The organism is Nocardia otitidiscaviarum NBRC 14405, from assembly GCF_000308635.1.
GTDB lineage: Bacteria > Actinomycetota > Actinomycetes > Mycobacteriales > Mycobacteriaceae > Nocardia > Nocardia otitidiscaviarum.
In genome coordinates this window covers 1-26,542 of record NZ_BAGD01000035.1, presented here as the reverse complement: position 1 = coordinate 26,542, position 26,542 = coordinate 1, and the positions used below count along the sequence as shown (strand labels likewise).

24 protein-coding genes and 1 pseudogene are annotated in these 26,542 nt (G+C 67.6%); 7 read left to right on the top strand and 18 right to left on the bottom strand.

Features of this window, described 5'->3' with window-relative positions:
- Positions 1–213: 213 nt before the first annotated feature.
- The 4 genes from ON31_RS05410 to ON31_RS36505 form a co-directional block, all read right to left on the bottom strand.
- Complete coding sequence (locus ON31_RS05410; RefSeq protein WP_039809899.1) at positions 214–990, bottom strand: ESX secretion-associated protein EspG; 777 nt, start codon at positions 988–990, stop codon at positions 214–216.
- On the bottom strand, positions 987–2,666 hold the full coding sequence (locus ON31_RS05405) for a hypothetical protein (protein ID WP_039809896.1): 1,680 nt from the start codon (positions 2,664–2,666) through the stop codon (positions 987–989). The genes ON31_RS05410 and ON31_RS05405 overlap by 4 nt, the downstream gene beginning before the upstream one ends.
- A gap of 98 nt (positions 2,667–2,764) precedes the next feature.
- Positions 2,765–3,304, bottom strand: coding sequence for a hypothetical protein (locus ON31_RS05400; protein WP_039809894.1), 540 nt, complete (start codon positions 3,302–3,304; stop codon positions 2,765–2,767).
- Positions 3,301–3,477, bottom strand: a complete 177-nt coding sequence (locus ON31_RS36505; RefSeq protein ID WP_157533596.1) for a hypothetical protein — start codon at positions 3,475–3,477, stop codon at positions 3,301–3,303. The genes ON31_RS05400 and ON31_RS36505 overlap by 4 nt, the downstream gene beginning before the upstream one ends.
- Positions 3,478–3,651: 174 nt before the next feature.
- Here ON31_RS36505 and ON31_RS05395 point away from each other — a divergent pair, with 174 nt between their 5' ends.
- Both ON31_RS05395 and ON31_RS35420 read left to right on the top strand, forming a co-directional pair.
- The gene (locus ON31_RS05395) at positions 3,652–4,539 is read left to right on the top strand and encodes a helix-turn-helix domain-containing protein (RefSeq protein ID WP_039809892.1); all 888 of its coding nucleotides are present in this window, start codon (positions 3,652–3,654) and stop codon (positions 4,537–4,539) included.
- Complete coding sequence (locus tag ON31_RS35420; protein ID WP_081592239.1) at positions 4,536–4,742, top strand: DUF397 domain-containing protein; 207 nt, start codon at positions 4,536–4,538, stop codon at positions 4,740–4,742. The genes ON31_RS05395 and ON31_RS35420 overlap by 4 nt, the downstream gene beginning before the upstream one ends.
- 8 nt (positions 4,743–4,750) lie before the next feature.
- On the opposite strand, the gene ON31_RS05390 is transcribed toward ON31_RS35420, so the two are convergent.
- From ON31_RS05390 to ON31_RS05380, 3 genes are read right to left on the bottom strand one after another with little or no spacing between them, the layout of a single operon-like run.
- Complete coding sequence (locus ON31_RS05390) at positions 4,751–6,625, bottom strand: serine/threonine-protein kinase (protein ID WP_051036888.1); 1,875 nt, start codon at positions 6,623–6,625, stop codon at positions 4,751–4,753.
- A complete protein-coding gene (locus ON31_RS05385) occupies positions 6,622–8,484 on the bottom strand; it encodes a serine/threonine-protein kinase (RefSeq protein WP_039809890.1) in 1,863 nt (620 codons plus the stop codon). Before ON31_RS05385 ends, ON31_RS05390 begins: the two co-directional genes overlap by 4 nt.
- A gap of 31 nt (positions 8,485–8,515) precedes the next feature.
- On the bottom strand, positions 8,516–9,685 hold the full coding sequence (locus ON31_RS05380) for a DUF7373 family lipoprotein (RefSeq protein ID WP_147287043.1): 1,170 nt from the start codon (positions 9,683–9,685) through the stop codon (positions 8,516–8,518).
- Between the two features lie 320 nt (positions 9,686–10,005).
- On the opposite strand from ON31_RS05380, the gene ON31_RS05375 reads away from it, so the two are divergent.
- Together ON31_RS05375 and ON31_RS05370 are read left to right on the top strand one after the other, a co-directional pair.
- On the top strand, positions 10,006–10,317 hold the full coding sequence (locus ON31_RS05375; RefSeq protein ID WP_039809886.1) for a hypothetical protein: 312 nt from the start codon (positions 10,006–10,008) through the stop codon (positions 10,315–10,317).
- A gap of 14 nt (positions 10,318–10,331) precedes the next feature.
- Positions 10,332–10,835, top strand: coding sequence for a YbaB/EbfC family nucleoid-associated protein (locus tag ON31_RS05370; protein ID WP_085996344.1), 504 nt, complete (start codon positions 10,332–10,334; stop codon positions 10,833–10,835).
- A 137-nt stretch (positions 10,836–10,972) separates the two neighbouring features.
- Here ON31_RS05370 and ON31_RS05365 read toward each other — a convergent pair whose 3' ends face one another.
- Positions 10,973–11,527, bottom strand: coding sequence for a hypothetical protein (locus ON31_RS05365; protein WP_039809884.1), 555 nt, complete (start codon positions 11,525–11,527; stop codon positions 10,973–10,975).
- Positions 11,528–11,565: 38 nt separating this feature from the next.
- A complete protein-coding gene (locus ON31_RS05360; protein WP_051036887.1) occupies positions 11,566–12,237 on the bottom strand; it encodes a DnaJ-like cysteine-rich domain-containing protein in 672 nt (223 codons plus the stop codon).
- Positions 12,238–12,348: 111 nt separating this feature from the next.
- Here ON31_RS05360 and ON31_RS05355 point away from each other — a divergent pair, with 111 nt between their 5' ends.
- The 3 genes from ON31_RS05355 to ON31_RS05345 are packed head-to-tail and all read left to right on the top strand — an operon-like array spanning position 12,349 to position 19,861.
- The gene (locus ON31_RS05355; RefSeq protein WP_039809882.1) at positions 12,349–18,363 is read left to right on the top strand and encodes a WXG100-like domain-containing protein; all 6,015 of its coding nucleotides are present in this window, start codon (positions 12,349–12,351) and stop codon (positions 18,361–18,363) included.
- Positions 18,360–19,487 carry an SMI1/KNR4 family protein gene (locus ON31_RS05350; protein WP_039809880.1) on the top strand — a complete coding sequence of 376 codons (1,128 nt, stop codon included), beginning with the start codon at positions 18,360–18,362 and terminating at the stop codon, positions 19,485–19,487. The genes ON31_RS05355 and ON31_RS05350 overlap by 4 nt, the downstream gene beginning before the upstream one ends.
- Entirely contained in the window at positions 19,484–19,861 is a 378-nt protein-coding gene (locus ON31_RS05345; protein WP_147287042.1) for a hypothetical protein, read from the top strand. The genes ON31_RS05350 and ON31_RS05345 overlap by 4 nt, the downstream gene beginning before the upstream one ends.
- Before the next feature lie 91 nt (positions 19,862–19,952).
- On the opposite strand, the gene ON31_RS05340 is transcribed toward ON31_RS05345, so the two are convergent.
- The 9 genes and pseudogenes from ON31_RS05340 to ON31_RS05300 all read right to left on the bottom strand — a co-directional run.
- Positions 19,953–20,282: a PE family protein gene (locus tag ON31_RS05340; RefSeq protein ID WP_029923677.1), complete on the bottom strand. Its 330-nt coding sequence runs from the start codon at positions 20,280–20,282 to the stop codon at positions 19,953–19,955.
- A 30-nt stretch (positions 20,283–20,312) separates the two neighbouring features.
- Entirely contained in the window at positions 20,313–21,566 is a 1,254-nt protein-coding gene (locus tag ON31_RS05335; protein ID WP_039809877.1) for a hypothetical protein, read from the bottom strand.
- Entirely contained in the window at positions 21,563–21,880 is a 318-nt protein-coding gene (locus tag ON31_RS05330) for a type VII secretion target (RefSeq protein WP_039809876.1), read from the bottom strand. Before ON31_RS05330 ends, ON31_RS05335 begins: the two co-directional genes overlap by 4 nt.
- 117 nt (positions 21,881–21,997) lie before the next feature.
- Positions 21,998–22,303 (bottom strand): YbaB/EbfC family nucleoid-associated protein, encoded by a 306-nt coding sequence (locus ON31_RS05325; RefSeq protein WP_029923674.1) that lies wholly within the window; start codon positions 22,301–22,303, stop codon positions 21,998–22,000.
- A 43-nt stretch (positions 22,304–22,346) separates the two neighbouring features.
- Entirely contained in the window at positions 22,347–22,691 is a 345-nt protein-coding gene (locus tag ON31_RS05320) for a hypothetical protein (RefSeq protein WP_039809873.1), read from the bottom strand.
- Positions 22,692–22,707: 16 nt separating this feature from the next.
- A complete protein-coding gene (locus ON31_RS05315) occupies positions 22,708–23,505 on the bottom strand; it encodes an ESX secretion-associated protein EspG (RefSeq protein WP_051036885.1) in 798 nt (265 codons plus the stop codon).
- Between the two features lie 4 nt (positions 23,506–23,509).
- A complete protein-coding gene (locus ON31_RS05310) occupies positions 23,510–25,285 on the bottom strand; it encodes a hypothetical protein (protein ID WP_039809872.1) in 1,776 nt (591 codons plus the stop codon).
- Positions 25,286–25,534: 249 nt separating this feature from the next.
- The gene (locus tag ON31_RS05305) at positions 25,535–26,317 is read right to left on the bottom strand and encodes an ESX secretion-associated protein EspG (protein WP_051036884.1); all 783 of its coding nucleotides are present in this window, start codon (positions 26,315–26,317) and stop codon (positions 25,535–25,537) included.
- Between the two features lie 4 nt (positions 26,318–26,321).
- Positions 26,322–26,542: pseudogene (locus ON31_RS05300) on the bottom strand (hypothetical protein); the annotation flags it as partial.

Below are 26,542 nucleotides of genomic sequence, written 5' to 3'. Positions count from 1 at the left end.
AGCCGCTGAACGTGGCCGCGGAGAACGTAGGAATCCCCTGTTCACCGGGTCCAGTACTCACCGCCCCCGTATCCGCCATGCTGAACTCCCTCCCATATGACCATTGGTAGAGATATCACATCACCGGTGACCCGCGCCAGCGGCGGACCTCCGACTGTGGGGAACCACATCAGCCGATCCGGCGATCCGAGATTTCCACACAAAGAGTATTCGTCAACACCGCTCATCCCTGATCGTTCGGACGATATCCGCTATGCGAGTGTTGATGATCGCCTTCAATCTGGCTGCGTCAGTCGACATTGCCGTCCACGGCGCCGAGTGTCCGACGGCATAGCGGCCGTCGTCCGACAGATCCCGAAACTCGATACGGTGCGCACTGATTCCACGAGGACCGAATTTCGATTCACCCTGGATGATCTCTATAATGCCGATCCGATCGTGGCGAGCGCGAAGAAATGCGCGGACGTGCTCCTCGGCGTCATCACCCGGCGCGGCTACCGGCGATATTCCGAAGGAGTGGTCGTGGTTCTCGACTGCCGCCGACAGTGGAATATCGCCCCGCCCGCCAGGATTCACCTCGGGCAATGCGGCGACCACGGCGTCCGCCAGCACCAGGGCATGACACTCGATGATCGTGAACCCACCGCTGTGCCGCGGGGTCTCGCCGGGCAGTTGCGCGACGAGACAACCACGGTCGCCTCGACGTCCGGCCAAGAGTCGGATCCAGCCGTCCGCTCGCCCCGGATCCTGCGCGTCCCAACTGTGTACCGCCACCCGAATATCGGGGTGCGCCAACGACTCGAACGCACGGACCAGCGCAGCGTCCACGCCGTCTCGCATCCGGAGCGACGTCTCGTATTTCTCGCGTTGAAAGTCGTCATACAGTGGCGTGCGGCTGGTGAAAGTGAAGGGGTGTGGGAGGAAATCTCCGGTCAGTTTCTCCCACAGCACAACGAATTCCAGATCCCCGAAGTGCCAACTGCGGTTCACGTGTCGGCGACCGGCTTCACTGCGGTCGGAAGCTCACCGAGAGCTTCGGCGAGATGTGAGCGGTCTTCGAGGAAACTCGCTCGTTTGTATTCCTTCTCCTGGCTTTGCCCCGCACCAGCGGCACCGGCGGCACCCATCGGCATCATGCCGGGCGCGGCGTAGGGCGAATTCGACGATGGTGTGCCCGCGGCCCTTGTTGTCGATACCTCTTCCGCGATATTCGCTCGGGGGTAGAGATTCGAAGTGGGACTGTCCGAGAGAGTGGTTTGCGGGGTGGCCGATGGGCCGCCACCGCTACCGGTGGGCACGGCGGATTCCGGTGTGTCGCTCGCGGGATCGTCCTGGGCGAGTTGCGGTTCCTCGAGTTGGTCTTCCTCGTCGGACCGGTCGTCGAGTTGCTGAATCTGTTCCTGCACGGACTGGATCGCCTGTTGCACTGTTTGCGCCACCTGCTGTGCTACCTGCCCAGCCATTTGCAGGGCTCCCTGTGCCAGTTGCGTCAACTGCTGGGCGGGGTCTTCGATCGACGGAGCCGGTGTATCGGTAGCCGGGCTGGGCTCGGGGGCCTGGTCCTGCGGCTGCTGTGGGTCGACCTCGGTCGTCGGCGCGGTGGGGGTCTGCTGTGCGGGACTGCCGCCGTCGGTGACCGGAGACGTGTCGGCTCCGGTCGGGCTCTGCGGCACCGTGGCGGGGTTCACGGGGTTCGTCGGCGGATGTAGTTTCGGGGTCGCCGAGTTGTAGTCCGCGATTCCCGCCACGTATGTCCGGCGGTAATTCTCGCGAAACTCGTTGGTGCGATCCGGGACGGCTTCGGCGGGAACAGCCAGTCCCTGCTGACCGGAGGACGTCCGATAGGCGGGATTGTGTTCCTCCGTCGGCATGCTGTTCTTACAGGCTTGCAGCCAACCGGAGATGTGTCCGAGCCCCTCGCCGATCGTCTTGATGCTCGCGACGAACGCGACGAGATTGTCGGCGTACGAACTGGCCGCCGATCTCGCGGTATCCCCGGAACCGCCCGTCCATTTGTCGTTCGAACCGACAATCTTGGTGCGGAGCTCCGGAACCGCACCGCTCAACTCGGTGGCGATGAATCCCCAGACCGACCCGATATAGGCGACAGCCGGGGCGTCGATGCTCTCGCGCAGTTGGTAGAGGTCTTCCCAGGACTTCGACTCGGGGTTCTCGGCGCTGATCGCATTCGCGACGGACGGTGACGTCGCGGCCGGTTCCTTGGGCTCGAAAGCGGGGACCTCGCCCCCGCCGCCCAGTGCCGGGTGCGGTGTGGTGAAGCTGCCGCCGAGTGGGCGCTGAATGCTCTCGAATGCCCTGACGGATTCGTCCTCCGCACCGGCGAAAGCCTTACCTGCCGCCTTGTACGTTGCGACCAGGTCATCGAGCGTCGTGATATGAGTCTCGAAGTAGGCAGCGAGGTCGGCACCGGCACTGGAGTACGCCTGTGCGAGATGGGTTCCGGACTCGAAGAGTTCGGGCGGACCCGCGAATGCCGCCAGCGCACTCACCTGGTCGGCGAAAGTTCGCAGCGCGAGCAGCTGACCGAGCACGCCATTGCAGGCATTGACCATATCCGCGACGACACTCGCGTCGAAGAGAAGCTGACCCCCGCCGTTTTCGGCCTGCGACTTCAGACCGCCGAACCGAGTTCCACCATCAGTCATTGATTCCGTTCCCCATCACCCGCGAACGCCCCCGGTGTGTCGCCATGGGTCCGACCGTATCACGGTGTATTCCGGTCGGCTCGCCGTCGATACCGCACCTACCGCTCCCCCGTCACCTCACGGATCAGAGCGGAAACATGCTCTTCGGATGCACGGAACTGCCGGACCACGCGGATGGGAATGATGCCGTCCTCGGGTAACGCACGACGCAACAGATCATCCCTCCGTTTCATCGCGGCGCTGAGGATATGCGAGGCGTCAGTCAGTGCTTCCGCACTCGTCGCGTCTGTGCTCGCCGATGGCCGCTCTCGGTGCGCGGCTTCGGCGGCTTTCAGCGCGGCGCGCGCCTTGTCGACGGCTGTGACAGCCGCCTCGATCTCGGCGGCGGGAATCGGGCAGCGCCACTCCGGCATCGGCATGACCAACGGGTCGAGGGCTTCACGGGCACGCTGCTTGGGACGGCACCACGCGGTGACGCAGTCGCCGTGGATGCGTTCGAGGAGCCTGGCGACCGCCGCGCTGTTGCGCGTGTTCGCGGGCAGGGGGCCGGGATCGACGCGGCACTCGTAGATGGGGTAGAGCGTTTCGGCCACCTGGTGTGTACGGCTCTCCACATGCTCGAACTTCGCGGTGCTCATCGCGATGCGCCCGCTTCCTCGTGCTGCACGCGGGAGATGATCGCCGCGACGGTCCACTTCTCCACCTCTGGATCCCTTGGCCGGTGCCGTCTGACCATCGACACCAGCGTTACGTGCACGACCGCCAGACCGCTGTAGACCATGAGCAGCACCTGCAACGAGTCGAGAACCATGGCCACTCCTTGAAGCGTCGAGAAGAGTTGTGTGAGTAGGGATCCAGCACAACAGCTCACAACGGCACGGAGAATGCCGAACAGAGAATCTCTGGAGATCGGCGTGTCATCCCAGGTGGATTGCCAGACTGAGAACAAGCACTTCTCAGTTCGGCAATCGCAATGGGAGTTTCGATGGTCACCGAGAAGCCCACACCGTCACTGCCGCATCGGCAGATGGGTCGGTACCTGCGCAGAGCACGCGAGGCACAGAATCTCAGTCAGGGCCAGGTCGCGGCGATGGCTGATTGGAGCGTCAGCACCCAGTCCAGGTTGGAACGGGGCGAAGTCGGCCGTCTACGGCAGCGCGATATCGAACTCGTGTGCCGGAGTCTGGGTTTGACCGACGACGAGACCGCAGCCATGGCTGGGATGTTCAAGCAGGGTGCGGAGAAGACCTGGTGGCACAGCTTCGGAGATCTCATCCCGGAGAGCTTCAACGTGTACATCGAATTGGAGAACGAAGCTCGCGCCCTCGAGATATACCGACCCGACCTGGTGCCCGGACTGCTGCAAACCGCCGGGTACGCGCGTGCTCTCGATCGGATCTATTTCCCAGACGCGACCGAAGAAGAGCAAGTCCGGCGTATCGAGCTGAGGATGAAGCGTCAGCGGATCATCACCCGAAGGGCGTCACCAGTAGTGGTCGATGCTGTGCTTCACGAAGCAGTCGTGCATTCTCAGGTCGGCGACAGGGTGACCATGGCTGCTCAGATGCGCCACCTGGCGGAGTTGAGCACTTCACCGAACGTCTCCATTCGTGTCCTCCCGTTCAGTGCGGGCTTCCCAGTCGGCGGCCCCGTCGGACCTTTCGTCATCCTGGGCTACGGCGCTGACGGCGGGTCCACTGCGGCCGACCCGACCGTTGTCTACGTGGAGGGGTTCACCGGCGACCTGTACCTTGAGGGCAGGTCGCAGGTCCAGAAGTACAGCGCGGCCTGGGCGACTATCCACCGTGCCGCTCTGGACGTCGTCGCGAGTCGAACCTTGCTCCGGCAACGGTTGAAGGAGTTCATGACGTGAACAATGATCTAGCTCAGGCTGTTTGGCACAAGAGCACGCGCAGCTCCATGGGTAAGGAATGCGTAGAAGTCGCGTTTCTCGCGAGTGAGCAAGTCGCCGTTCGCGATTCGAAGCAGCCCTCCGGACCCGCGCTGCGGTTCAGCGGCGCAGCGTGGGCCGCATTCACCGCTGCGCTGGCGGGCAGCGAATTCGACTTGCCGTAGGAGGGGGCTTACGCAGGCAGGTTTCCGACTGCCAGCCGAATAGCGGATTCCGCTGCGGCACAAGAAATCTCCGTCTCCTTGTAGCCTCCTGAAGCGTGTACCTCCAGTATCTCGGTGCGGCCCCCTATCTCCCGATAGGCATAGATGCGAGTGCAGCCGTATGAAGACTCTTGTGAGGGAGCCACGACCGACAGTCCATCGCCCAGGTCGACTGACTGACCGGACATGTCCTCGGGGTCGTACTGTCGCAGCTTCACACTGATGTCCGATCGGCCGGACCACAGACAGGAATGAACATCAACCGAGGCGGGGGAGGTCGGCAGCGGCCCGATCAGTGGATTCAAGTCGTCGGGCGACAGCAGGGTGCACGGGTCCACGCCAGCAAGAGATCGGTCCGCGTTCTGATTGCGCGGGATTGCGTCGATGACCTCCATCATTCGCGTGAGCACGAATTCGACAAGTGTACAGTTGTCCGCCTCGGACGAAGTGGTCCGCATGCCCCAGCCTTGCCCGGCGGTACCCAACTGAAGACTGCGTCGACAGAAACCCTGGCCATCGAATGCCATTACCGGCTTGCCGTCGATCGCGGCACCCGTGGGTTCGAATTCAGCGAGATCCAGCGACATAGCGGGCTCGACCCACAGGGTCCGCTGACCATCCTGCGCGCCGCATCCCCATGTGGATGTCGGCTGCCAAGACCACTCGGTCACGTTGACCGGCCACCCGGCCGCCACCTGTTGAGGAAGGTCCGACCCCAGCGCCTGCTGGACCCAACGACAGGTATCGGCTTCGCGGAACCGGGTCAGCATATCCGGAGCTTCCGCTTCGACGGTCCGACCCGCCCAACCCACCGTGGCCGCCACCATCGCAACGACCAGCCCTGATAGCGCGGTAAGCACGATCGTTGATCGCCGACGATTCTCTACCGGGGGTGCGGATCGCGCCGTGGCACGCTGTCGACCCGATGCGGGGATAACCTGTGTCGCTTCCGGATCCGAAGCGATTTCTGTCAGTTGCCTTGCTAAACGGTCGAGTTCATCGTGTACGGCTCCTGGCCACGGGCGGCCCTGACTCCCCGAGTGCCCGAGGTAGTCGAGTAACTGCGTCGGTGTGGGCCGAGACTGAGGATCCTTGTGTAGGCAGGCCGCGATCAGCGTTCGCAGTTCCGGTGGCACCCGTTCCAGTTCGGGTTCGGCGTGCGCGATATTGAACAGCGTGTAGGCCAGCGAAGGGGCTTGGAACGGGCTGGCTCCGATCGCCGCCATGGCGAGCAGGGAACCGAGCGAAAAGATGTCACTGGCAGGTGTGATCTGTTGGGACAGCGCCTGCTCGGGCGACATGTATGCCGGTGATCCCAGCACCGAACCAGCTTCGGTCAGTTCGCTCGTGATTTCGGTCGGTTGGGCGATCCCGAAATCGATGACGCGGGGACCGTCTGCGGCCAGCATCACATTGGCGGGCTTCAGATCTCGATGGATCACACCGGTCCGATGAATGGCCTCCAATGCCGATGCAAGCCCGACCGCAAGTACTCGCACGGCCGGAACCGGCAGCGGGCCATACCGGGTGACGGCTTTGTCCAACGGCAGGCCGGCCACGAAAACTGAGGCCAACCATGGGATCGGGCAATCGACATCGAAATCCAGGACGGGGGCCGTGAATGCGCCGGACACCTGTGCTGTCGCCGCTACTTCGCGGCGGAATCTGGACCGGTACTCCGGCTCGTCCAAGAGGTGCGCATGCACCTGTTTGATTGCGACGAAACGGCCGTCCGGCCCCATACCGAGGAGCACTCTTCCCATGCCGCCGGAACCCAGCACTCCGTGCAGCCGGTACCGGCCGATATGGTTCGGGTCATCGTCGGCTAGTGGCTGGAGCTTCATGTTGAGAGCCTCGGTATGACGGCGGCCATGATCTTCTTGCCGACCTCGCACGCTCCCGGCCCACCGTCACGTTTGACGATGTTTACCTTCGCTACCTCGGCATCGATCCCCTCGAGCAGGCGCACCATGTACGCGAGTTCACAGGAGCCGTATTGCTCACGATCCTTGATGTACACCGTCGCGTCCCCCATTTGAACGGACGGACGGTTCTCTCGATCCGGACGTCCCTCTTCGAGCAGATCGAATTGTAGGGAGTAGTCACTGCCGCTCACCCAGCACTCGTGCGGGTCATTCGATGTCTTCTGTCCGGGGTCGCCAGCACTCGTACGAGCAAGCTGCGGATCGATCACTCCGCAGGGATCAATCCGAAATACCGACTCGGCGGGGAGCTTTCGGAAGGGCGGATTGACGGTGAGACGCTTGACGATTTCGATCAGTGCCCGCTGAGCCATTTCCTCGCACGAACCGTCTCCGCTCACCAGCTGGCCATCCACGGAGATCACTACGGGTGCGCTGCTCTGCGCGACAACCGAGCGATAACACGCGTCCCCCTGTCCCGACTTGAAGATCGGCATCCACGCGACCGTGCTGCCGGTTGGAGACGCCGCAGATTCCGACAAGGGCCAGCCGAAATACAGGCTAAGGTTAACCTTCCCTCCATCATGATCGGTAATGGAAGTTTGGCACAGTTCAGGGTTGTCCGGCGCCTGGTCCTCCAGTGTGCCGAGCGCCCCGAGCACCGGCTCCTCCAGCAGCGCACACCGGTCGAGCAGCCTCCATTCCTCCGCGCTCAGCGCCAATGACGGCTCGGACATGGGCACCGCCTGCCCGGGCTGACGTGCCAGATCTTGCGCGGCAGCAGCGGTACCGGCCACTACCAGCAGGCCCGCAGCCGCGGCGGCAGCGGCGCGGATCATGCCGCGCCGACGGCCGCGCACCTGCGCGAGTTGCTCCCGGTGACGAACTTCCCGGGTAGCCTTCTCCACCCACCAGTCGGTATCGGCCTGATGCTCGGCGATCCGTTCGCGGACCGCGGGCGGCCACGCCGGTTCGGCGGCGATCCGGCCGGCGGCCTCGAGCAGTTGCTCCGCCGTGGGGCGCTGCGCCGGATCCTTGGCCAGACATGCTTCGACAAGCGCGCGCATATCCGGCGGGACACCGGTGGTGTCGGGCTCGGAATGCATGACGTTGTAGAGGATCTGCGGGGTGGATGTGCCGGAGAAGGGGCTGCTGCCGCGTGCCGCCATGGCCAGGATCGCGCCGACCGAGAAGACGTCGGCGGCCGGGGTGAGGCTGCGACCTTCCGCCTGCTCGGGTGACATGAAGGCGGGTGAGCCGATGACCGAGCCGGTCGCGGTCAGCTGCTGATCGGCTTCCAGCGCGCGGGCTATGCCGAAGTCGATGACGCGGGGACCATCCGCCGCCAACAGCACGTTGGCCGGTTTCAGATCGCGGTGCACCAAACCGGCTCGATGGATCTCCACCAGGGCCGAGGCCAATCCCGTGGCCAGGAGCCGCAGACCGCCCAGGGTGAACGGCCCGCATTCGTCCACCACTGTCTTGAGTGCGGGACCCGGGATGTACTCGGTTGCCAGCCAAGGGCTCTCGGAGCCAGTGTCGCTGTCGACAACAGCAGCGGTGTACGCACCGGCGACCCGGCGACTCGCCTGTACCTCCCGATCGAACCGGGCGCGGAACTCGGTATCTCCTGCCAGGTGCCGGTGGATCTGCTTGACGGCCACCAATCTGCCCGTCGGCGCGCGGCCGAGCAGCACCCGTCCCATGCCACCTTGTCCGATGACGGCTATCAGCTGATTGCGCCCCAGCTGGCGCGGGTCCTTGGGACCCAGCGGTTTCATGCGATTCCCTCCGCGAAATGGCAGGCGACGCTCACCGTTCATCTCCCAGTGCCGCGTACTGCGCCGCCGCCAGCTGACGGACGTCGCTCTCCTGGTTGCTGAAGACCCGCGCCACGGCATCACCGCGCGCGATCAAGCAGCGGAATCGCCTGGCCTCCTTCTGCATTGTGGACGGCTGCTGTGCCCGATAACAGGTCACACCCTCGAGGCCGGAGACACCGGACATGGGGACGTACTCCAATTGCTCGTCCCCCGACGCCAGATACTCGACCGCCTCGTCCGCTCTCGCCGGGTCGGCGAGGCGGAACAGAAACTTGTTGTGCGATACCCCGATCGCGGTGATCCCGTGGGTCGAGTACGCGGCGAGCGCCTCGGTGGGTTTGCCGACCAGCAGCGCGAATGTCCGCGGGCTGTAGACCGCGAAGTCCCGATCGTCGGGTATGTAATCACCGGTCTTCACGAGCCGGGGCAACAGGTTGTCCGGGTCCAGTCGCAGCGAGGGCAGCTCGGCCTCCGGGGTGGGGGTGAAGCTCTCGAGGTTCGCGAGCTGCGCGCGGTATGCCTGAGTCGCCATCTCGACGAGCCGCTCCAGGTTCGGCTCGGGTATGCGCGCGTAAATGCGGATGACCACCGATTTCCAAGTCAGCCAGCTGCCGATGGTCGGCACTCCGGGCCGCCAGTGGCTCAGCGCCGTCGGGTAGGCGTCTACCGCGACCGGCACGTTGTCGGCATTGGTCTCGAAATCGGCCCTGGCCATGGCGGCTGCCGCGGCCGCCGCAGTCTGTTCGTCGGGCAGTGCGATGAGGGAGATCGAGAGCATGGTCTCGGTCTGCTCGCCACCGTAGTCCCGATCAGCGGCAATGGCTCCGAACGCGCCCAGCACCGGGTAACCGTCCAAGGCGGAGCGCTGCGGCCCCGAGATCATGCTCGCGACTCCGGTGTGGTTGGCGATGACCCCGCCCCCTCGACCCACCGTCAGCGCGGAGTCGATCTCATCGGCGTACACCAGGTGCTCACCGAGTCGTAGCGACTCCACCAGAATCCCGCGCGCCCGGCTGGGACGGTCGTCGTAGTCATCGTCGATCCGCTCGCTCGGATAAGGACCGAAATCCCGGGCCGGATCCTTGCTTCCGTCCGAACACCCGGCCGAAACAATGGCCGTGGCGGCGAGCGCCACGGCGGCAAGCCGGTGGTACCGCAACCGCATCTCCCCCTAGGTCCGCCGCTGTGCCAGCGACCGGACTTCCTACCTTCGATCCCCGCCGGAATGCCGACCGGTCCGCGTCAATCTAACAGCAGTCCGCGCTTCGCCCCACTCCAGCAGAACGTCCCCCGGACCGAGAGTTCCCCGCTTCGCACCGAATTCGTCGGATCGCCGCGTTGCCCGTCCGAGAAGTGCCGCTTGGACGTTCGGTGCGTCACCCGCCGTTCATATTGTGGTCACCAAGCGGCTGTGGCACAGTCGATCTCACTGTGTTGTCGCGCGCAGCGGACGGCTGCCGGAACCTCGGAGGGGATCCCATGGCTGAGCGGGTTGAGGTCGATCCGGACCGGGTCGACGGGGTCGCGGAAATCGCGGGGGATATTCGGGATCGGTTGTCCGGGATTGCCGGGCGGGCGCGGGCGGCGGTGTCGGCGGGGCAGGCCGCGTGGGGGGATGACGAGTTCGGGAGCAAGTTCGCGGACGGGGATGAGGGGTTCGTGGCGGGGAGTCGGAATATGGCTACCGGAACGGATAATCTGTCCAGCTCGTTCGGGAATCTGGTGCAGGGGCTCACCGAGGCCGCGCAGAATCTGCGGCTGATGGAACAGCGCAATACCGGCCGGTTCTAGTAGGAGTGCGGGGCGTGTACGGCGAAGGTGATGCGGCGACCCTGCTGGAGGGTTTCTCCGAGCAGATGCGGGCCATCGGGGCGGCGGCGCAGGAGCGAGCCAGGCTCACCGCCGCCGCGACGGCCGGTGGCGGACGGGTCACCGTGACCGTCAATGCCGATGGCGCGGTGATCGCTACCCGGTTCGCCGATGATGTCGGCGAGTTGTCGTATGCCGAGATCGCCAAGGCGGTCACCAGCGCGGCGCAGAAGGCGGCAGCGGAGGCGGCGCGCAAGACCGAGGAGTTGATGCGGCCGCTGGCGGATCGGCGGGCCAGGATGCCGAAGCTGTCGGAACTGCTCGAGGAACTGCCCGACCTGGAAGATCAGCGGCCCGCCATCCCCGACGCGTCCATGGCACCGCCGGACGCTCGGGAACGGCTCGACCGGGAAGCCGACGCCCCGACGTACGCCGATGCCGAGGAATACGAGGAGTGGCGTTCCCGAGGAAATCCCGGTGCGACCGACCGGTCCTGGTGACGATCACGCGGAATGGATGAATCGGCGACGGGGAACTGGTGGCGGACCGCTCTCGGCCGACGCCGCCACCAGTTCCCCGTGATCGATCGACCAATCAGCGGTATCCGAGTGGCGCGCCCGCGTAGTCGGTGGCTGTGCTACCAGCGGGCCAGCGTCGCGGCGTACTGATCGCGGATGGCCGTCAGCCGTTCTCGGGTGAAGCGTCCGGGCTCCCGGTCGTATACCGCTCGGCCATCCGCGGAGAAGAAGGCCGCTGCGGGCACCCGGTTCTCATTCGGCGGCAGGAATTTCAGCACCTCGTCGACCGCGGCCAGCGCTGTCGCCAGGGTGTGCCGGGCGGTGCGGCGCGCTCGACCGTCCAATTCCGCGCCGTCGGCGGGGACCCGGCGGGCACACATATCCGAGTACCACAGCCACACACCGGGGTCCAGCAGTTGCGAGGGATCCTCCGCACCGAATCGCACCGAATCGGCGGGCGGCGGCAGCACCACGTCGGGCAGCCGGAATTCGTACACCCGATGCGCACCGCACTGTCCGCAGTCGCCGGTGTAGCGGCTGGCCAGCACGCCGTCCACGGTCACCACCGCGCTGCGGAAGACGCAGCTGCCCGCACCGCATTCCGGGCAGGGTTGCAGATCCAGGAACAGCCGTGCCTCGGCATTGGTCCGCGCCAACGGCAAGACATCCGGCACGGGCACTCCCCTCCTCTGACGACCAGGCACCGGGCAGCCTACTGCGGCTCGTCGCGCAGCTCCGCGTAGAGTGCGCGCTCCTCCGGTCGCAGGTCGGTGATGTACAGCTGTCCCGCGCCGCGGCAGATGGGGCAGACCCGCTGACGCAGGCACTCCGGGCACGGCTGCTGGTCACCGTCGGCGCCGGTGATCCAGCCCTGCCCACCGCAGGTCGGGCACCAGCCCAGACCGTCGCATTCGTAGCACAGCACATAGCCGGGTGTGACCGTATCCGGTGTGCGGACCGGCTCGGGCGCTTCCGGTGGTTCCGGCGTGTAGAGCGCGACGGCGGGAGTGTGCGCGCTGTACAGCACGCCGGGAGCGTCCGCCCAGACGCGAATCTCGATCGTCATGCCGTCACGGCTGCCCGTGAGCACCATGGCGCCGCGCCCGTCGGAATCCTCCGGTCCGGAAACCCGCCACGCCGCGGCGGTCAGCAGGTCACTCGCGCGGTCGAGCACGCTCCCGGGATCCGCCGAGCGCGTCCCACGCACGATCGCCGAGTATCGGTACCCTTCCGGCTCGCGCCAGTCGGCAACCTTGGGTTCGGCGGGCATGAAGAGATCATCGGCCGCCTCGGGGGTCAGCCGGGCGACGAGCTCGGTGAGCTGCGCACGCAGGGCCTGACCCAGGCGGTCGAGCTCCTGTCGTGCTCCCGGAATCTCGCCCATGCCATCTCCTCCGTCGGGAGGCTATCACTACGGTGTTCATGTTGAGTTCACCTACCCGTTGTGGCACAGTCGATCTCGCCGAGATCAACACGACACCGTCCGAGGATATGTGTGGCACTTCAGTTTCCGTCATGGCTGGAGTGGCTGGAATGGCTGGTCGGAGCGGACTGGCCGCACGGCAATGAAGACCTCATGTGGCAGATGGGCCGCGATTTGCAGGCCGTCGCGGATGAGGTCGACGCCCTCCTGAACGATCTGGACGATCTCGTCCGCGGTGTCGGTGACGCCTACCCCGACGGTACCGGCGGCGACAAGATCCTGGAGTGGCTGAAACCACTGCGCGAGGGTGAGGGGTCCGAGGAGCACGGGTCCATCGGGCAACTCGCCGAGCACTACCGTTCGCTCGCCGCGGCCGCCGACGGCATGGGCGACGAACTCCAGGCCGCCAAGCTCAGCTTCTATATCGCGGGCGGCTGGCTGCTGGCGGAACTGGCCTGGGCCGCTGCCGCCGGACCCGCCGCGCCGCTGCTGCACGGCACCATCTTCGCCATGGCTCGCATTACGTTCCGCAAGCTCGCGGAACGGCTGGCCCTGCGCATCACGACCACCCTGGGCCGGCACATCACCAGACCGGTACTGCAGCGGATTCTCCCCAAACTGGTCTACGAGATCGGCCAGGAGGCGCTGGTCGAGACCGTGCAGGGGGTCAGCGAAGAGCTGCTGGTGCAGGCCATTCAGAACCAGACCGGCAGTATCGACGGCTACGACTGGAACAAGGTCGGCATCAATGCCGCCGTCTCCGCCTTCGCCGGTGGGGTGGGCGGCGGCGTCGGTTTCGGTGCGGGTCACCTGTTCCCCACCGATATGGGCGGTTGGAAGGGTGCGCTGAACGGCGCTCTCACCGGCGCCACCGCCGGTACGGCCGGGGCCGGGGCCGCGTGGCTGGGCGGCGGTGCCCTCACCGGCAACTGGGATTTCGATCCGCGCTCGCTCACCGGCGGTGCGCTGTCGGGGGCTGGGCCGAGCGCCCTCTACGGGTTCAGCGGAAAGTCCGATTTCTCCGGCGCGCCCCTGGACTCCACCATCGGCGATGGCAGCAGCACTGGGCCGGTCCCCGGCACCGACACGACGACCAGCCCGACCGGTACCGACGGCGATCCCGGCACCACCGGCGGCAATACGCCGAACGTGGGCGCGAACTCCGGTAGCACCACATCGGGCGACGGTCCATCCCTGCGCCCGGCCGGGTCGAGTGAGACCGCGCCTATCGGCGCCGATTCCGCATCCCGGTCCGGCGACGATCAGACCTCGAGTTCGGGGGGCGAATCCCCCGGCGGTGGGCAGACCGGGCGACCGAGCTCGGAGGCCGACGCGGATGCGGGTGGCCGGTCCGACCGCGCCGATTCGGAATCCTCGGACGGCGGCACGCGGGCTGGGGACAAGTCCGACGGCGAGCCGGGCAGATCGGACACCGACTCGTCCTCGAATCGCGACGAATCGGACCGGCGCGAGGACTCGCAGCGCGCCGAGGCCGACTCGGATCATGCGACGAGTGAACAGGACTCGACTCGCGACGGAACCGAGCCCTCGGGCGTGTCCGACGACCCCCATTCGAGCTCGGATACCTCGGACAATTCGAAATCGCAGCCCGGCCAGCGCTCCGCCATCGACGCGCCCGCGACGAATGCGGGATCCACGTCCCCGACGGCCGACACGGGGGCGGCATCGACAGCACCCGTCGGCGCGGGTCCGGCCGCACCCCTCGGTGGCGCACCGACCGGTCTTGCCGGAAGCACGTCGGGCACCTCCGGCACCACCGCGTCGGCACCGACGTCGACCACCGCATCCACATCTTCCCCGTCCGGTAGCGGCGCGCGCGGGGCAGACTCGACCGGTGCGACCCGCGTCACCCCAGCGAACGCGGGTCCGACCGCACCCCCGGGCGCGACCCCGAGCGTCAGTCCGACGACATCCCCGGGCACGACGTCGCCCACACCTTCCGACGCGAGCCCGACCGCACCCTCAGATGCGACGTCGACCGTACCCTCCGGCGCGAGCCCGACCACACCCTCGGATGCCACGTCGCCCACACCCTCCGGCGCGAGCCCGACCACACCCTCGGATGCGACGTCGACCGCACCCCCCGACGCGACGTCGGCCACACTCCCGGACAACGGCCCGACCGCGCCTCCGTTGGACGGAGGTAGCAGTGCGCCAAGCCGATTCGCACCGGCGACAGCCGATGCCGATCGGCCGTCGGCGGGTGTGGAGATCCGTGCGGGCGCGGATCGCGCTCCGTACCCGGGCACCACCGGACCGATGCAGGCAGGCCGAACCGGGGTCGAACCACCCGGCGCGCCCGCGTCCGCCGATACCACCGTCGATCGCGAGCAGAGCTCACCGGATACCCCCGTCGACACCGCAGCGGTGGTGCCGATCGCGACGCCGATCCCCGGACCGAGCGGTTCCGACTCCACGCCGCAGGGCACCCGCGGCCCGAACCGCTCACCGGAGCACGGCGCCGCGAGCCGGGTCGGCGACTTCGACGGCAGCGCACGCCCCGAGGGCCAGCCCGACCTGACGCCCGAGCGCCTGTCCGGGGAGATCGGCAACAATCTGGGCCTGATCACGCCCGAGGGCATGGCGTGGAACCGGGACCAGGGCCACTTCGTGCTGCCCGACGGCCGGACCGTGACGGTCGCCGTCGGCCCCACCACCGACGGCGCGGTCGCGGAATTCACCTCCCGCCCCGATGGTTCGGGCTACGAGGTGCACGTCTCGCCGCGGACACGCGATCAGGACGTCGTCCGGGCGGTCGCCCACGAGCTGGCCGAGATCCGGCTCTCGCAGGATCCGGTGATCGACATCGACCCGATCGCCGATCGCCCGTCCCAGCAGACGCCGCACCTCGACGGCCGCTTCGCGGAGCTGCGGGTGCTCACCGCGCAGATCGACCGCGCGACCTTCGATCCCGCGCGGTCGCGCGAACTCCCGGGGCTGCGAACCGATCTGAACGATCTGGTGAACCAGCTCGGCTTCCACGATCCGGAGCACGCCGACACCGTGCGGCAGCACCTGACCGACCGGCATCCCGAACTCGCGCGGCGCATCGACCTCGAATTGCGCGACGTGCTCGGCGCACGACCGACCATCGACCAGAACCTGCCGAATACCGACCTCGACCCGACAGCACACCTCGACCGCCTCCGACACCTGCTGGGCGGCGACTTCGTCGACGATGTCGTGCGGGTGGAGCAGCGCGCGCTCGACGGGCGAATGCGCGAGGAACTCGCGCGGCGTGTCTTCGACCCCATCTTCAACGATCCCGCCGCCGCACCCGCGCGCAAGACCGTGAAGACGCCGGAGCTGCTGAGCGCACTCGATCCGATCAACGAGGCGATCAACAATCCGACCTTCAGCGGGCCGGATCGAGCCCAGGCGGTGCACCAGGCCATCGACACATTCCACAACGCCATGCCCGACGCCTTCCGCGATGCCCTCGGTCCGGCGGCGTTCCACCGCATGCACGAGGCCGCGGACGCCTTCGGGATCGGTCCGAGCCGTATTACCGGCGTCCTCGATCCGGCCACGGGCGCGCTCACCGTCGACGGTGAGCAGACCACGCTCGGCGACCTCCTCCGGCAGGTCGACCGGGCCAATCGCGGCGCCACCGAGAACGGGCTGAACCTCGAGTTCGCCGTGATCGTGCACGATCCGGCCGACGGCGCCGCCGCGGTCGAGATCCTGTCACGGCCACGACCGCAACATCGGCTTCCCTTGGCGCAGAACGTGTTCGGCCCCGACAACCAGCCGCTTCCGCATCAGCCCCGGCCGTCCGTGCCCGCGGCGGTCGCCGGTGCGCACACCATCGACGTCGGCGTCGGCCGCAGCGCCTTCGCCGTCGAGATGACACCGGTCGGCGACCGATCCGGTGCCGGTCTGGTCATCAAGACCGAACTCGCCTCCGATTTCGCCGTGGCCGGGCAGCGCCGCCGCAATCTCGGCATTCTCGACCCGGGACCGCTCACCGAACCGGGCACCGTCATGGTGTTCGGTGACCTGTTGTTCAGCGGCCACGTACTCGGCGACGGTACCACCGGCGCCGTGGCACGGATCTACATCAACAATGTCAGCGCCAAACTGCCCGATGCCGCCTACGACGCGCTGGCCGCCGGACTGGCGAACACACTCGCGCCCGGTGGCAGGATCGAGCTGCAATGGGATATGAAGCCGGAGAAGCCGATCGAGAACGGCGGCCGGCTCGGCGACCGCGGGCACATCGACGGCGACAAACTGTGGGAGGCGATTCAGCGCCGCTACGGCGACACCGGCGGCCCGTTCCGGGTGGCCGAGAGCACCGAATTCCCGCCCCCGGGCAACGACGACTACGACTACACCATCGACGCCGGAGCCAGCAATACGCTGGACGCCGGGAAGATGGCGCAGTTCGTGCCGCCGCGTCCCGACCACCGCATGGTGATCGTCTACGACCCCGATGGCGCGCAGGCGACGGAATCGGTTGCCGACCAAGCGAATTCGCAGGACATCCGATCCACCTACGCGGATGCGGTGCCCGCCGCCACGCGCTACGCCGAGCCGACTCCCGCCGGTGTCTCGCACCATCGCGGTGATCCGGTCCTCGGCGACCTGCCCCACCGGGTGCCGCCGGATCCGAATCGCTTCACCGCCGACGTCCACATCACCCCGGACGGGCACGCGCGCATCGGCGACGACCTCTACACACCCGCACAGTACGGCGATCTGCTCCGCCGAACCGGTTGGGACGGAAGCACTCCCATTCGCCTCATCGGCTGTGACGCCGGTTCGAACACCTTCGCCACCCGACTGGCCGAGCATCTGGGTGTGGATGTGCTCGCGCCCACGGCACCGGCCTGGACCGACTCCGCGGGCCGCGTCTACACCGCCACCGCCGAGATCGGTCCCGACGGCAACCGGCGGCCCCGCATCCCACCGGACGGGCTGTGGCAGACCCATCATCCGGACGGCACCACGACCGCCGCCACCGAGGACGGCTTCGCACCCGGCACTCGGCCGGAGGACGTTCTCGACCTGGACCCCGACCGGGCACGCGATCGCGCCCGCGATATCCCCGACACCCCGCAGCGGCTCGAGGACTTCCGCGAGTTGCGGGACGAGAACCGGGAACGGCGTCTAGCGGGCTTCGAATCAGTCCAGGCCGAGACCAATCGAAATCCCGCCGTGGACGGGAAGCGCCGCCCTCTGGATCGCGCCCTCACCACGGCCCGCTACCGGGACGCCAGGGTCGGCACCGCCACCGACTTCTTCAACTTCAGTGGCGCGCACCACGATTGGGCACCCGCGTCGAAAGCACCGGACCGGCCGCCCAAGGGGCAGCGTGTCTTCGAGACCTTCCACGCCACCTCCTACGATCCGGAAACCGGCGTGCCGCGCACGGGTGAGGGCACCGACCGCGCCAACGACTCCGAACCGAAGCTGTTCGAGGAACTGCTGCGGCACCAGTTGGAGCAGTACAGCGGGCTGCCCCGCGAGGATGTCGAGCGGGTGCTGAACGAGGCCATCCAGGCGGTGGATACCGCGGCGAAGGCCGATTACGCCGAGGTGCGGAAGACGTGGCTGGAGATCAACCGCTTCCTCGTCGAGGACAACCGCGACGCGGCCCGGGAAGCCGCCGCCAACGGCACCCCCTACACGCCCCGGACCATCCGGGACGCCACGGTGCACGAGTTGGTGAACGACACCGATCTGCCCTGGGAGCTGGTGGACCAGGTCGTTCAGGACGCGCAGGAGGTGCACAAGTCGGCCGTTCCCGATATGCGGCCGGGCCGTGCGGCCGAAGAGCAGCGCACCCGACTGCGCATCGAGTTGGCCATCGACGAGCTCAATGCCCGCGCCGCCGCGGCGGCCGCCCGGGAGGGCCGGGCCCATACCCCGTTCACCGCCGCGGATATCGCCGGTGACCTACGACTGGTCATCGACCTGCCATCCGCTCGGACACACGATATGCCCGAGCGGTTCCAGATCTGCTTCTCGTGCACCAACCTGCTCGAGGTGTATCAGCGCATGTTCCCCAATATCCGGTTGGAGGCCGTCAACCTCGCGCTCGATAGGTTGTATCCGTTATGACTCGATCACAGGAGGCAGCGCGCGAGCGGATCCGGTCCGCCTTCGAGGAGGTGCTCGCGCAGGGCTTGCGACGGGATTCGGTGCGGGGCGCCACCGACGAGGAGATCGTGCGTTACGCCAACCGGCAACAGGTCGCGCACGTTCCCGTCGCGGTGCGCGAGGTGTTCCGGCTGATCGGCGGCGGACCTGGATTATGGTTCGATGGAACCGATTTCGGAGTCGAGAGCGGTATCGACGATACGGTGAAGCGCGGTGTCGTCAGCCGGGTGTACGGCCGGACCGAATCGGAGATGCGCGATCCGGCGGGCATGTTGGTGCTGTCGGCGCATCAGGGCTATCTCTTCCACGGGATCGACGGGGCGGACCTGGCGTTGGACGACCCACCGGTCTGGGAAATCGGCGACGACCGGGTGGTCCGCCGTTGGGACTCGACCTCCGCGTGGTTCACCGAGATGGAGCCGCTCGTCGAAAGTCGGCGCCGGGAGCTGGAACGGTACGACCGCGATGGTCGACCGCGTCCATCCTGGGCCCGGTTCATCCTGCCGCGCACCGCGAGCACTCCCCCGGTCACGGATCCGGGCATACGGATCGGCGATACCGTCGAGCGGGTCTTCGCGGCGGGATTGCGCCGGGATTCGGTCGTCGGCGCATCCGACACGGCGATCGACCGCTTCGCCGCCGAACAGGGTGTGCGACAGGTGCCGAGCGCGGTGCGCGCGACCCTGCGTCTGCTCGGTGAGCAGCCCGGATTCTGGTTGCACCCGATGACTTTCGGCGTCCACGGTATCGACGGGCCGGTGAAACACCATGTGCTCGAGGTGGTGGGCGGCATGGACCACGGACTGCGCGATCCCGCCGGGATGCTGGTCCTGGCCGCGTATCCGGGCCAGACCTACCACGTCGTCGACGGGGCCGATCTCACCCACGAGGACCCACCGGTCTGGGAGATCGGCGAGGGTGAGCGGACCCGCAGGGTCCGTGCGATGTGGGGTAGCACCACCGGCTGGCTCGATGCCATGGCACCCGATGTGCCGCGCGCACGGCGCACGGTGCGCCGCGCGGTGGAGCAGGGACGTCCGCTGCCCGAATGGGCGCGGTTCATCGAGGAGGCAACGGACCGATGAGTCGGCAATCCAGCCCCCGCCTGGCGCGGGTGTACGACGGGCGCGACGGCGACGGCCGCCCGCACGCCGATCGGGTGGCGGTGGACCCCGCCGTCTTGGACGCCGTCCTCACCTATCTGGAGGCGGCTCCCGTGGTGCTGGCCGCGCGCGGCTTCGACGTGGACGAGTTCGCGCCGCGAGAACGCGACGTGCCGTTGAACTTCCGTACCGACGGCGAATGGGTCTGGGCCGGATCGGTTCCGCACTATCTGCGCAAATACGGATTGCCACCGGAGCCGGACCTGCTGGCGCATATGGCGGAGCGCGGATTCCGGATCGGCGAGGTGGCCGAGGCCGCCAAGGACCGCGCGGTGGAACTCGTCATCGGCGGGTGAGCGGCGGCCCGCCCGACCGGGCGCACTCCCGCCGGTCGATGGGGGCGCGCTCGGTCGACGGCGAACCGTCCGGATTCGACACCGGCCGGATTCAGCCCAGTGTCGAGATGGCGGAGAAGTCGGCGACGGAGTCGGCCTCCACCCGGGTGAAGGTACTCACCTGATCGCGCAATGCCGCGGCCAGTTTGCGCAGTTCCGCGATGCCGAGGTCGGACTGGGTGGTGAAGGATGCGCCGACCGCGGTCAGGGTGTTGGCCGCCTGCACCGAGACCTCGTCGGCTCCGGCCGCCGCCACCGGCAGCACCGGCGCTTCCGCGCGCACCGCGGCCTCCAGGTTGTCCGCCAGCGTGTCCAGCGCAGCCGCCGCGGACAGTGCCGTGTCCTTGTCGAAACGTACAGCGCCCAAGTTGAATTCGCTCATTGTCCCTCCCTTCGACGGCATCCTACAGGGTCAGCGTTCGACGTGCGGAGTCTGCGTCCCCACCGCGCCGACCACCGGGGTCGCGGTGTTGCCCATATCACCCACCACGGCGTCACCGTGTTCGGATGTGACCAACTGGGTGCGTACCTCGTGATCGCCGGAGTCGGCGTCACCGGCACGTGCGGCGAGTCCGGCGCCCGCGCCCATCGGCACCATGCCCGTACCGCCCGTTCCCACCGTGCGGGTGGCCGGGGTGGTCGATTCGGTCACGGCGGCGGGCGCGCTGGGAGTCGTACCGGCGGCGGCACGTGCCCCGGACCACTGGCTCAGCTGCGTTCCCGCGCCGGCTGCGCCGAGTCCGGCCACGGCCCCGACGGGTCCGCCCATGGCCTCCGGGGTGGCGAGACCGGCGGACTCCGTATCGGTGGTCCGCTGTTCGTCCTCGGGCTGCGTCGTGGGCTGGCTGATGTCGTGCAACTGCTTGACCGTCTGCGCACCGGTGGTGGCCATGCCCATCAACGGTTGCACCAATCCGAGCAGCTGCGATACGTGCTGCATCGGATCCACGCCCTGCGGGGCGTTGGTGACCTTCACCTTCTCGCCCGCCGCGGTCATGGAGGCGCTGTGGCCGGTCAGCTCGGCCCTGGTCTTGGCGACCACGGCCGTCGCCTCCGCGGCCGTCTCGGTGGTCAGTGTCAGCACGAAGATCTGGCCCGGAGGTGTCACCAGGAAGGGCGCCGACGCCGCCAGCGCGGTGATGTACTTCGTGATGATGGCCGCCATGCTGGCCGCGCCGGTCGCGACCGTGCCCGCCGCACCGGCCAGCACGGTCTTCTGCTGCGCACCCTGTACCTGGAGTTCGGCCGCGTCCGAGGCAGCCGCTGTCCCCTTCTCGGCGGCGCCGGCCGCGCCGGCACCCTGCCACAGCGAAGACGCCAGCTGCATGATGCTGGTAGCGAGCGTCATCGCCTGCTGCAGGGCACTGGCGACCCCGGACAGCGCCTGTATCGGATCCTGTCCGCCGGTGTCGCCGAGCTGGCCGGTACCGAAGCTGGAAGCCAGATCGGTGAGCGGTCGGGTGAGCGCGGCCAGGTCGATCAGCGGCAGCGGGGGCAGTTCGGGCAGCGGCGGGGCCGGTGGCAGGTCGGGCAGCTGCGGCAGGCCCATATCTTTCAGGATCGAGTTGACCGGCCGGTCCAACAGCGGTCCGAGGGCCGTGCCGCGCAACGCGTCCAGCACGGTGGGGTCCAGCGGTCCCGGCGCGGAGGTCGGGACCGGGTTCATAGCTGCGCGGTGAGGTTGAGGAAATCGGTGCCGGACCCGGCGTCGACCGCCTCGTAGGTCCCGGCGGCCTCGTACGCGGCCACCGCGGTACCGGCGTGCACGGCCGCGAGTTCGGCGGCGGAGGAGAAGTGATTGGCCTGCGCGTAGGCGAAAGCCGCCAGGAAATCCTGGCCGATCAAGCCGAAGACGGGCACGATCGCGGCAATGGTGGCGGCTTGGTCGGTGCTGGCGGCGCCGAGCACCGCACCGGCCATGGCGGCAGAAGCATCCCCGTAGCCGCGGATCGCGTCGGGTGTTGCAATGAGATTGCTCATAATGCTCCCGTCAACAAGTTACGTTCGAAATGTAGTCTACGAGAATAAGATTCGCCAATTCGAGGTAATCTTCCACGAACTTCCGGCGATCACGGTTAACAGTTGGCGGCCGAATGGTTATTTCCCGGTGGCCATTTCGTCGTTGAAGTCCACCACCAGTCGCGACCGTTCCGCGAAGACCCGCCCCGCCGCCGTGGCGCAGGTATCCACCAGGACGCGCTCGAACTCCTCGGGCGACATCCGCGATACCGGGGTGCCGAGTTCCAGGTCGACCAGTCCGCCGTTGCCGTCGACCTCGACGGTGATCGCGCCGTCCGGTGAGGTTTCCCGCATCCGCACCGCGACCATGGCGTCCTGCAAATCCAACAGCCGGTTCAGCTGGCCGTTCACCCGCGCCTGCAGCTCGTCCATCGACTCGATCACGCGAATCCCCTCTCATTCCCTGACCTCTGGTGTATCGCGGAGATCAGACCGGGCGCAACCAACTATCCGGTTCGTCTTCGTAGTCCTGCTCGTCGGCGTACTCCTGGCGCGCCACCTCCTCGGCGGTGGGCAGCCTGGTCAGCGCCAGGTGTTCCGGGGCAAGCCCGGCGGCGCGCAAATGCTCGCGCCGTTCCATGCCGGCGCGGCTGGCCGCCTGCCGGCACAGCAGTACGATCTCGCGGGCCAACGGCCCCAGATCGCCGCGCAATCGGTCGCGGTCGACCTCGATGCCCAGCGGCAGGCCCTGTTCGGTGGTGGTGACCACCACCGAACCCGTCCGGGACGACGCCGTGAACTCGGTCGGGAAGGGTTCGGGGTCGTATCCCATTGGCTGATCCAGCCTTTCACACGTGTTCGTCTTCGAGTACCAGCATGACCTCGGCCATCCGGTTGTGCAGGGTGGCTGTCAGTCGACCGCGGTCGGCGGCGACGGCTACTCGCGGGTACTCGTCGATGATCACATATCGGCCGTCGTCGGTCAGGTCTCGCCATTCCAGCCGGTATCTGGCGAGGCCACGCGGGCCGAACCGGGAGCGCCCCTGCACCACGTCGATGGTGCCCACGGTAGACGCGGGCGCCGCGAGGAAATCGGCGGCACGGTCCACGACCGATCCGTCCATGGTTTCGTGTGCCGGCGAAAGACCGAAACCGTAATCCACCTCGGCGGAGTCCTCCCGTCCGGCCAGCACGATCTCCCGGCCCCGCCCGGCGCCGACATCCGGCAGCGCCGCGACCACGCGTTCGGCCAGTTCGTTCGCGTAGTACTCGGCGATCGTGAATCCGCTGCTGTGCCGGACCGTTTCACCGGGGAGCTGCGTCACCAGATAGGCGAGATCACCACACCGCGCGCCGAGGATGCGGATACTGCCGTGCGGATCGTGCGGATCGCACCCGTTCTGTCCGAACACCGCGATGCGGAGATCGGGGGCATGCACGGCCCGGAGCACCTCGTCGACGGCACGATCTCGATCCCGCAGGGTGTCGCGGGTGCGGGCCAGGTTCTCCAGATGCTCGCTCCACCATTCGGTGCGGCTGGCGAATACCAGTGGCCAGGGCAGGAATTCCGCACCGAGATCCTCCCAGAGCACCAACAACTCCAGATCGGTGAGCGTCCAGGTGCGCAACGCCGATTCCGTTTCCACCGATTCACCCCTCCACGACGGGCTTCGCCACGATCGGCGGTTCACCGATGGCGTCGGCGAGATGCTCGTCGGAATCGAGGAAGTCCGGGCGCTTGTGTTCCTTGCCCTGATTCTGAGCACCCGCACCCGGAGCGCCCGCGGGTCCCATCGGCCCGCTCATGGGCATGCCCGCGCCGGTGGCGAGACCGGCCCGGACGGTACCGACGGCATCGACGGACAGGGCGGCGCGGGGAAAGAGCTTCGAGGCGGGACTGTTTGCGCTGAGCTGAGTCTGCGGACCGCCGCCGCCCGGTGCGCCGCCGCCCCCTTTCGGTCCACCGGCACCCACCTTCTTGGCGAGGTCGTTGAGCGCGGCGGGCATTCCCGCCAACGGTGCGTTCGCCGACTGGTTCCGCACATCGTTCTGCGCCTGCTGGGCCAACGCCTGCTGAGCCTGTTCCGCGGCCTGCTGCGCCGATTGCACCCCCTGGTCCACGGCGCTCTGCAACTGCTGCGCGACTTGCTGACCCTGCTGTCCGCCGGTCCGCGAGTCGGACTGGGACCCTCGCGGATCCCGATTCGCGTCCGGAGAGGGCGTATTCGGACGGGGCGATCCGTTCTCCGCGTCCGGGGGCAATCCCGCCTGCCGCGCGGCGGCCAGTTGCCGCTGAAGGTCGGCGCTCAGGCCGCGGCCACCGCCACCCGTACCGCCGCCACCCGTAGCGCCGCCGGTGCCGCCCCCGTTGTTGTTGCCGCCGTTGTTGTTACCGCCCGGATCCAGCGAAGGCGGCGGTGCGGTCGGATCGGCCAGTTTCGGGATGGCGAGGCTGGATGCGGTGAGGCCGGGGATGTAGTACCGCTTCCAGCCCTGGATCGCGGACTGCACCAGCGACTCCTGGATCTCGGGGCTGTATTGCCCCACATTCCGCGGCAGCGATTGCTGTGTCCCCCACAGCCATTCGGCCGCGTACAGCAGATTCCGCGAGATCGAGCGCATATCCGTGGTGAGGTCGTTGGCCTGTGCCTTGAAGCGTTTGGCCGCGGCGATGGCCGCGGCCGCGCCCTGACCGGACCACTGCTCGTCCTGCTCGATTCGTTCCAGCCTGCCGGTGAGATTGTCGAAATCCTCATCGATGCGGTCGGCGATCCACTGCCAGTCACCGCTGCTGTTGGCCACCTTCTGCGGATCCATGCCCTCCCGGGCGGTCTGGAACCACTGGCCGGTATGACCGTTCGGGTCCTCGGGGTCGATCGGGTCGGAGTAGCGGTCGTCGAAGTGCAAGTTCGGGTCATCCGCACCGGTGCCGACCGCCTTGACGTCGCTGTAGTTCGAGGACAGGATCTCCGCTGCCGTCTTCCGCCCGTCCGGCATCGGCACTTCGATCTGGCCGTAGCGAGGATTGGGACCCAGCATTGATCTGTCCCGCTCCGCGGCGGCGGGTCCGAGCCCGTCGAACGCCGCCTTGGAGTCGGTCTCGGCGTCGTCGTACAGCTTCCCCGCGATCATGAGCGTTTCGCCCATGGCGGTCACCAAGTCGATGAACTTGCCGAGCGACTCCTCGAGCCGGCGACCCTGCGCATCGAAACGGGAGGCGAGGGCGAGCGCCTTCTGCAAATGGTTGTTGTCGCTGAAGCCCTTGTGCTCCTTGACGAAGGACACATACGTGCCGACGGAGGTCAGCGAATGCACCGAGTCGGCCGCGAAATTGGCCGCCTCCCGTGCCGCGGTCTCGGTGATGCGCAGCTGCCCCTGCTGCGCCTGCTGCGCCAGACCGGTCCATGGATTGTCGCCTTCGGCCACCGTATCGCTCCTCCCTCACCCGAAGCCGCTGTGGCGCAGCGTGAGCGCGCCCGACTCGCCTACCCCTGCCGGAACCGCGCCGCTGCGATACCCATGAAGTGAACAGCAAGTGTACGCATCACGACGTCGAGGCACCGAACCACCGAACATAGCGCGGAGCGCCGCAGGCGCGCACGGTGCAGCGGCGAGGCGTGCCCCGGCGGGTGAGAAGTCCGTCGACTTCGAGAACGAGGAGCGTGGAGCGTCCGGTCAGACCCGCTCGTCGTCGAGGACGAAAGCCACCTCGGCGATTCGGGTCTCGATGGCGGTGAGCATGCGCCGCCGGTCGGCGGCCACCGCCATGGGCGGGTTCTCGTCGGTGATCAGGTAGCGGCCGTCGTCGACGAGGTCACGCCAGCCGAGTCGATACCGCGCGATACCGCGGGGGCCGTAGGCGGAATAGCCCTGTGCCACGGTGATGGTGCCGATGCCGGCCGCGGGCGCGGCGAGAAATTCGGCGGCGCGGTCGATCGCCGAACCGTGGTAGGTCTCATGGGCCGGAGACAATCCGAACCCGTAGTCGGTCTGATCGCGGCTCTCCCGCTGCGCCAGCACCAGGTCGCGGCCGCGGCCCGCGTCGATGTCCGGGAGCGCGGCGACCACCTCCCGCGCAAGTTCCTCCGCGTAGAACTCCACGATGGTGAATCCCGCCGCCTGCCCCGGGGTTTCACCGGGTCGCTGGGTGACGAGGTAGCCGAGGTCGCCGCAGCGGGCGCCGAAACACCGGATGGCTCCGGTCGGGCCCGACATGCCACCGCCGTCTCGGCCGCGCACCTCGATGCGGATGTCGGGCGTACGCAGCGCGGCCACCACCCGATCGAGGGCTGGATCGCGGTGGCGCAACTCCTCCCGGGTCCGCACCTTCTCGGCCAGATGTTCGTCCCACCATTCGGCGCCGGTGGCGAACATCAGGGGCGCGGGCAGATACTCCGCGTTCGTGTCCTCCCACAGGACCAGCAGCTCCATGCCGCCGAGATTCCAGGTCCGGTGCACCGGTTCAGTCCTCCACCACGGGTTTCGCCACGATCGGCGGCGCGCCGATGGCCTCCTCCAGGTACTCCTCCGATTCGAGCCATTCCGGCCGCTTGCGCTCCTTGCCGCCCTGGTTCTGCGCTCCCGCACCACCCGCGCCCGCCGGACCCATGGGGCCCATCATGGGCGAGCCCGCCCCCGGTGCCGCGCCGGCGCGGAAGCTGCCCGCCGCCTCGGCGGCCAGGG

Excerpts from the sequence above, each read along its gene's own strand:
- ON31_RS05345 (WP_147287042.1), top strand. The coding sequence starts at position 19,484 with ATGAGTCGGCAATCCAGCCCCCGCCTGGCGCGGGTGTACGACGGGCGC.
- ON31_RS36505 (WP_157533596.1), bottom strand. The coding sequence starts at position 3,477 with ATGGTTCTCGACTCGTTGCAGGTGCTGCTCATGGTCTACAGCGGTCTG.
- ON31_RS05330 (WP_039809876.1), bottom strand. The coding sequence starts at position 21,880 with ATGAGCAATCTCATTGCAACACCCGACGCGATCCGCGGCTACGGGGAT.
- ON31_RS05390 (WP_051036888.1), bottom strand. The coding sequence starts at position 6,625 with ATGAAGCTCCAGCCACTAGCCGACGATGACCCGAACCATATCGGCCGG.
- ON31_RS05405 (WP_039809896.1), bottom strand. The coding sequence starts at position 2,666 with ATGACTGATGGTGGAACTCGGTTCGGCGGTCTGAAGTCGCAGGCCGAA.
- ON31_RS05385 (WP_039809890.1), bottom strand. The coding sequence starts at position 8,484 with ATGAAACCGCTGGGTCCCAAGGACCCGCGCCAGCTGGGGCGCAATCAG.
- ON31_RS05375 (WP_039809886.1), top strand. The coding sequence starts at position 10,006 with ATGGCTGAGCGGGTTGAGGTCGATCCGGACCGGGTCGACGGGGTCGCG.
- ON31_RS05340 (WP_029923677.1), bottom strand. The coding sequence starts at position 20,282 with ATGAGCGAATTCAACTTGGGCGCTGTACGTTTCGACAAGGACACGGCA.
- ON31_RS05335 (WP_039809877.1), bottom strand. The coding sequence starts at position 21,566 with ATGAACCCGGTCCCGACCTCCGCGCCGGGACCGCTGGACCCCACCGTG.
- ON31_RS05395 (WP_039809892.1), top strand. The coding sequence starts at position 3,652 with ATGGTCACCGAGAAGCCCACACCGTCACTGCCGCATCGGCAGATGGGT.
- ON31_RS05360 (WP_051036887.1), bottom strand. The coding sequence starts at position 12,237 with ATGGGCGAGATTCCGGGAGCACGACAGGAGCTCGACCGCCTGGGTCAG.
- ON31_RS05400 (WP_039809894.1), bottom strand. The coding sequence starts at position 3,304 with ATGAGCACCGCGAAGTTCGAGCATGTGGAGAGCCGTACACACCAGGTG.
- ON31_RS05320 (WP_039809873.1), bottom strand. The coding sequence starts at position 22,691 with ATGGGATACGACCCCGAACCCTTCCCGACCGAGTTCACGGCGTCGTCC.
- ON31_RS05350 (WP_039809880.1), top strand. The coding sequence starts at position 18,360 with ATGACTCGATCACAGGAGGCAGCGCGCGAGCGGATCCGGTCCGCCTTC.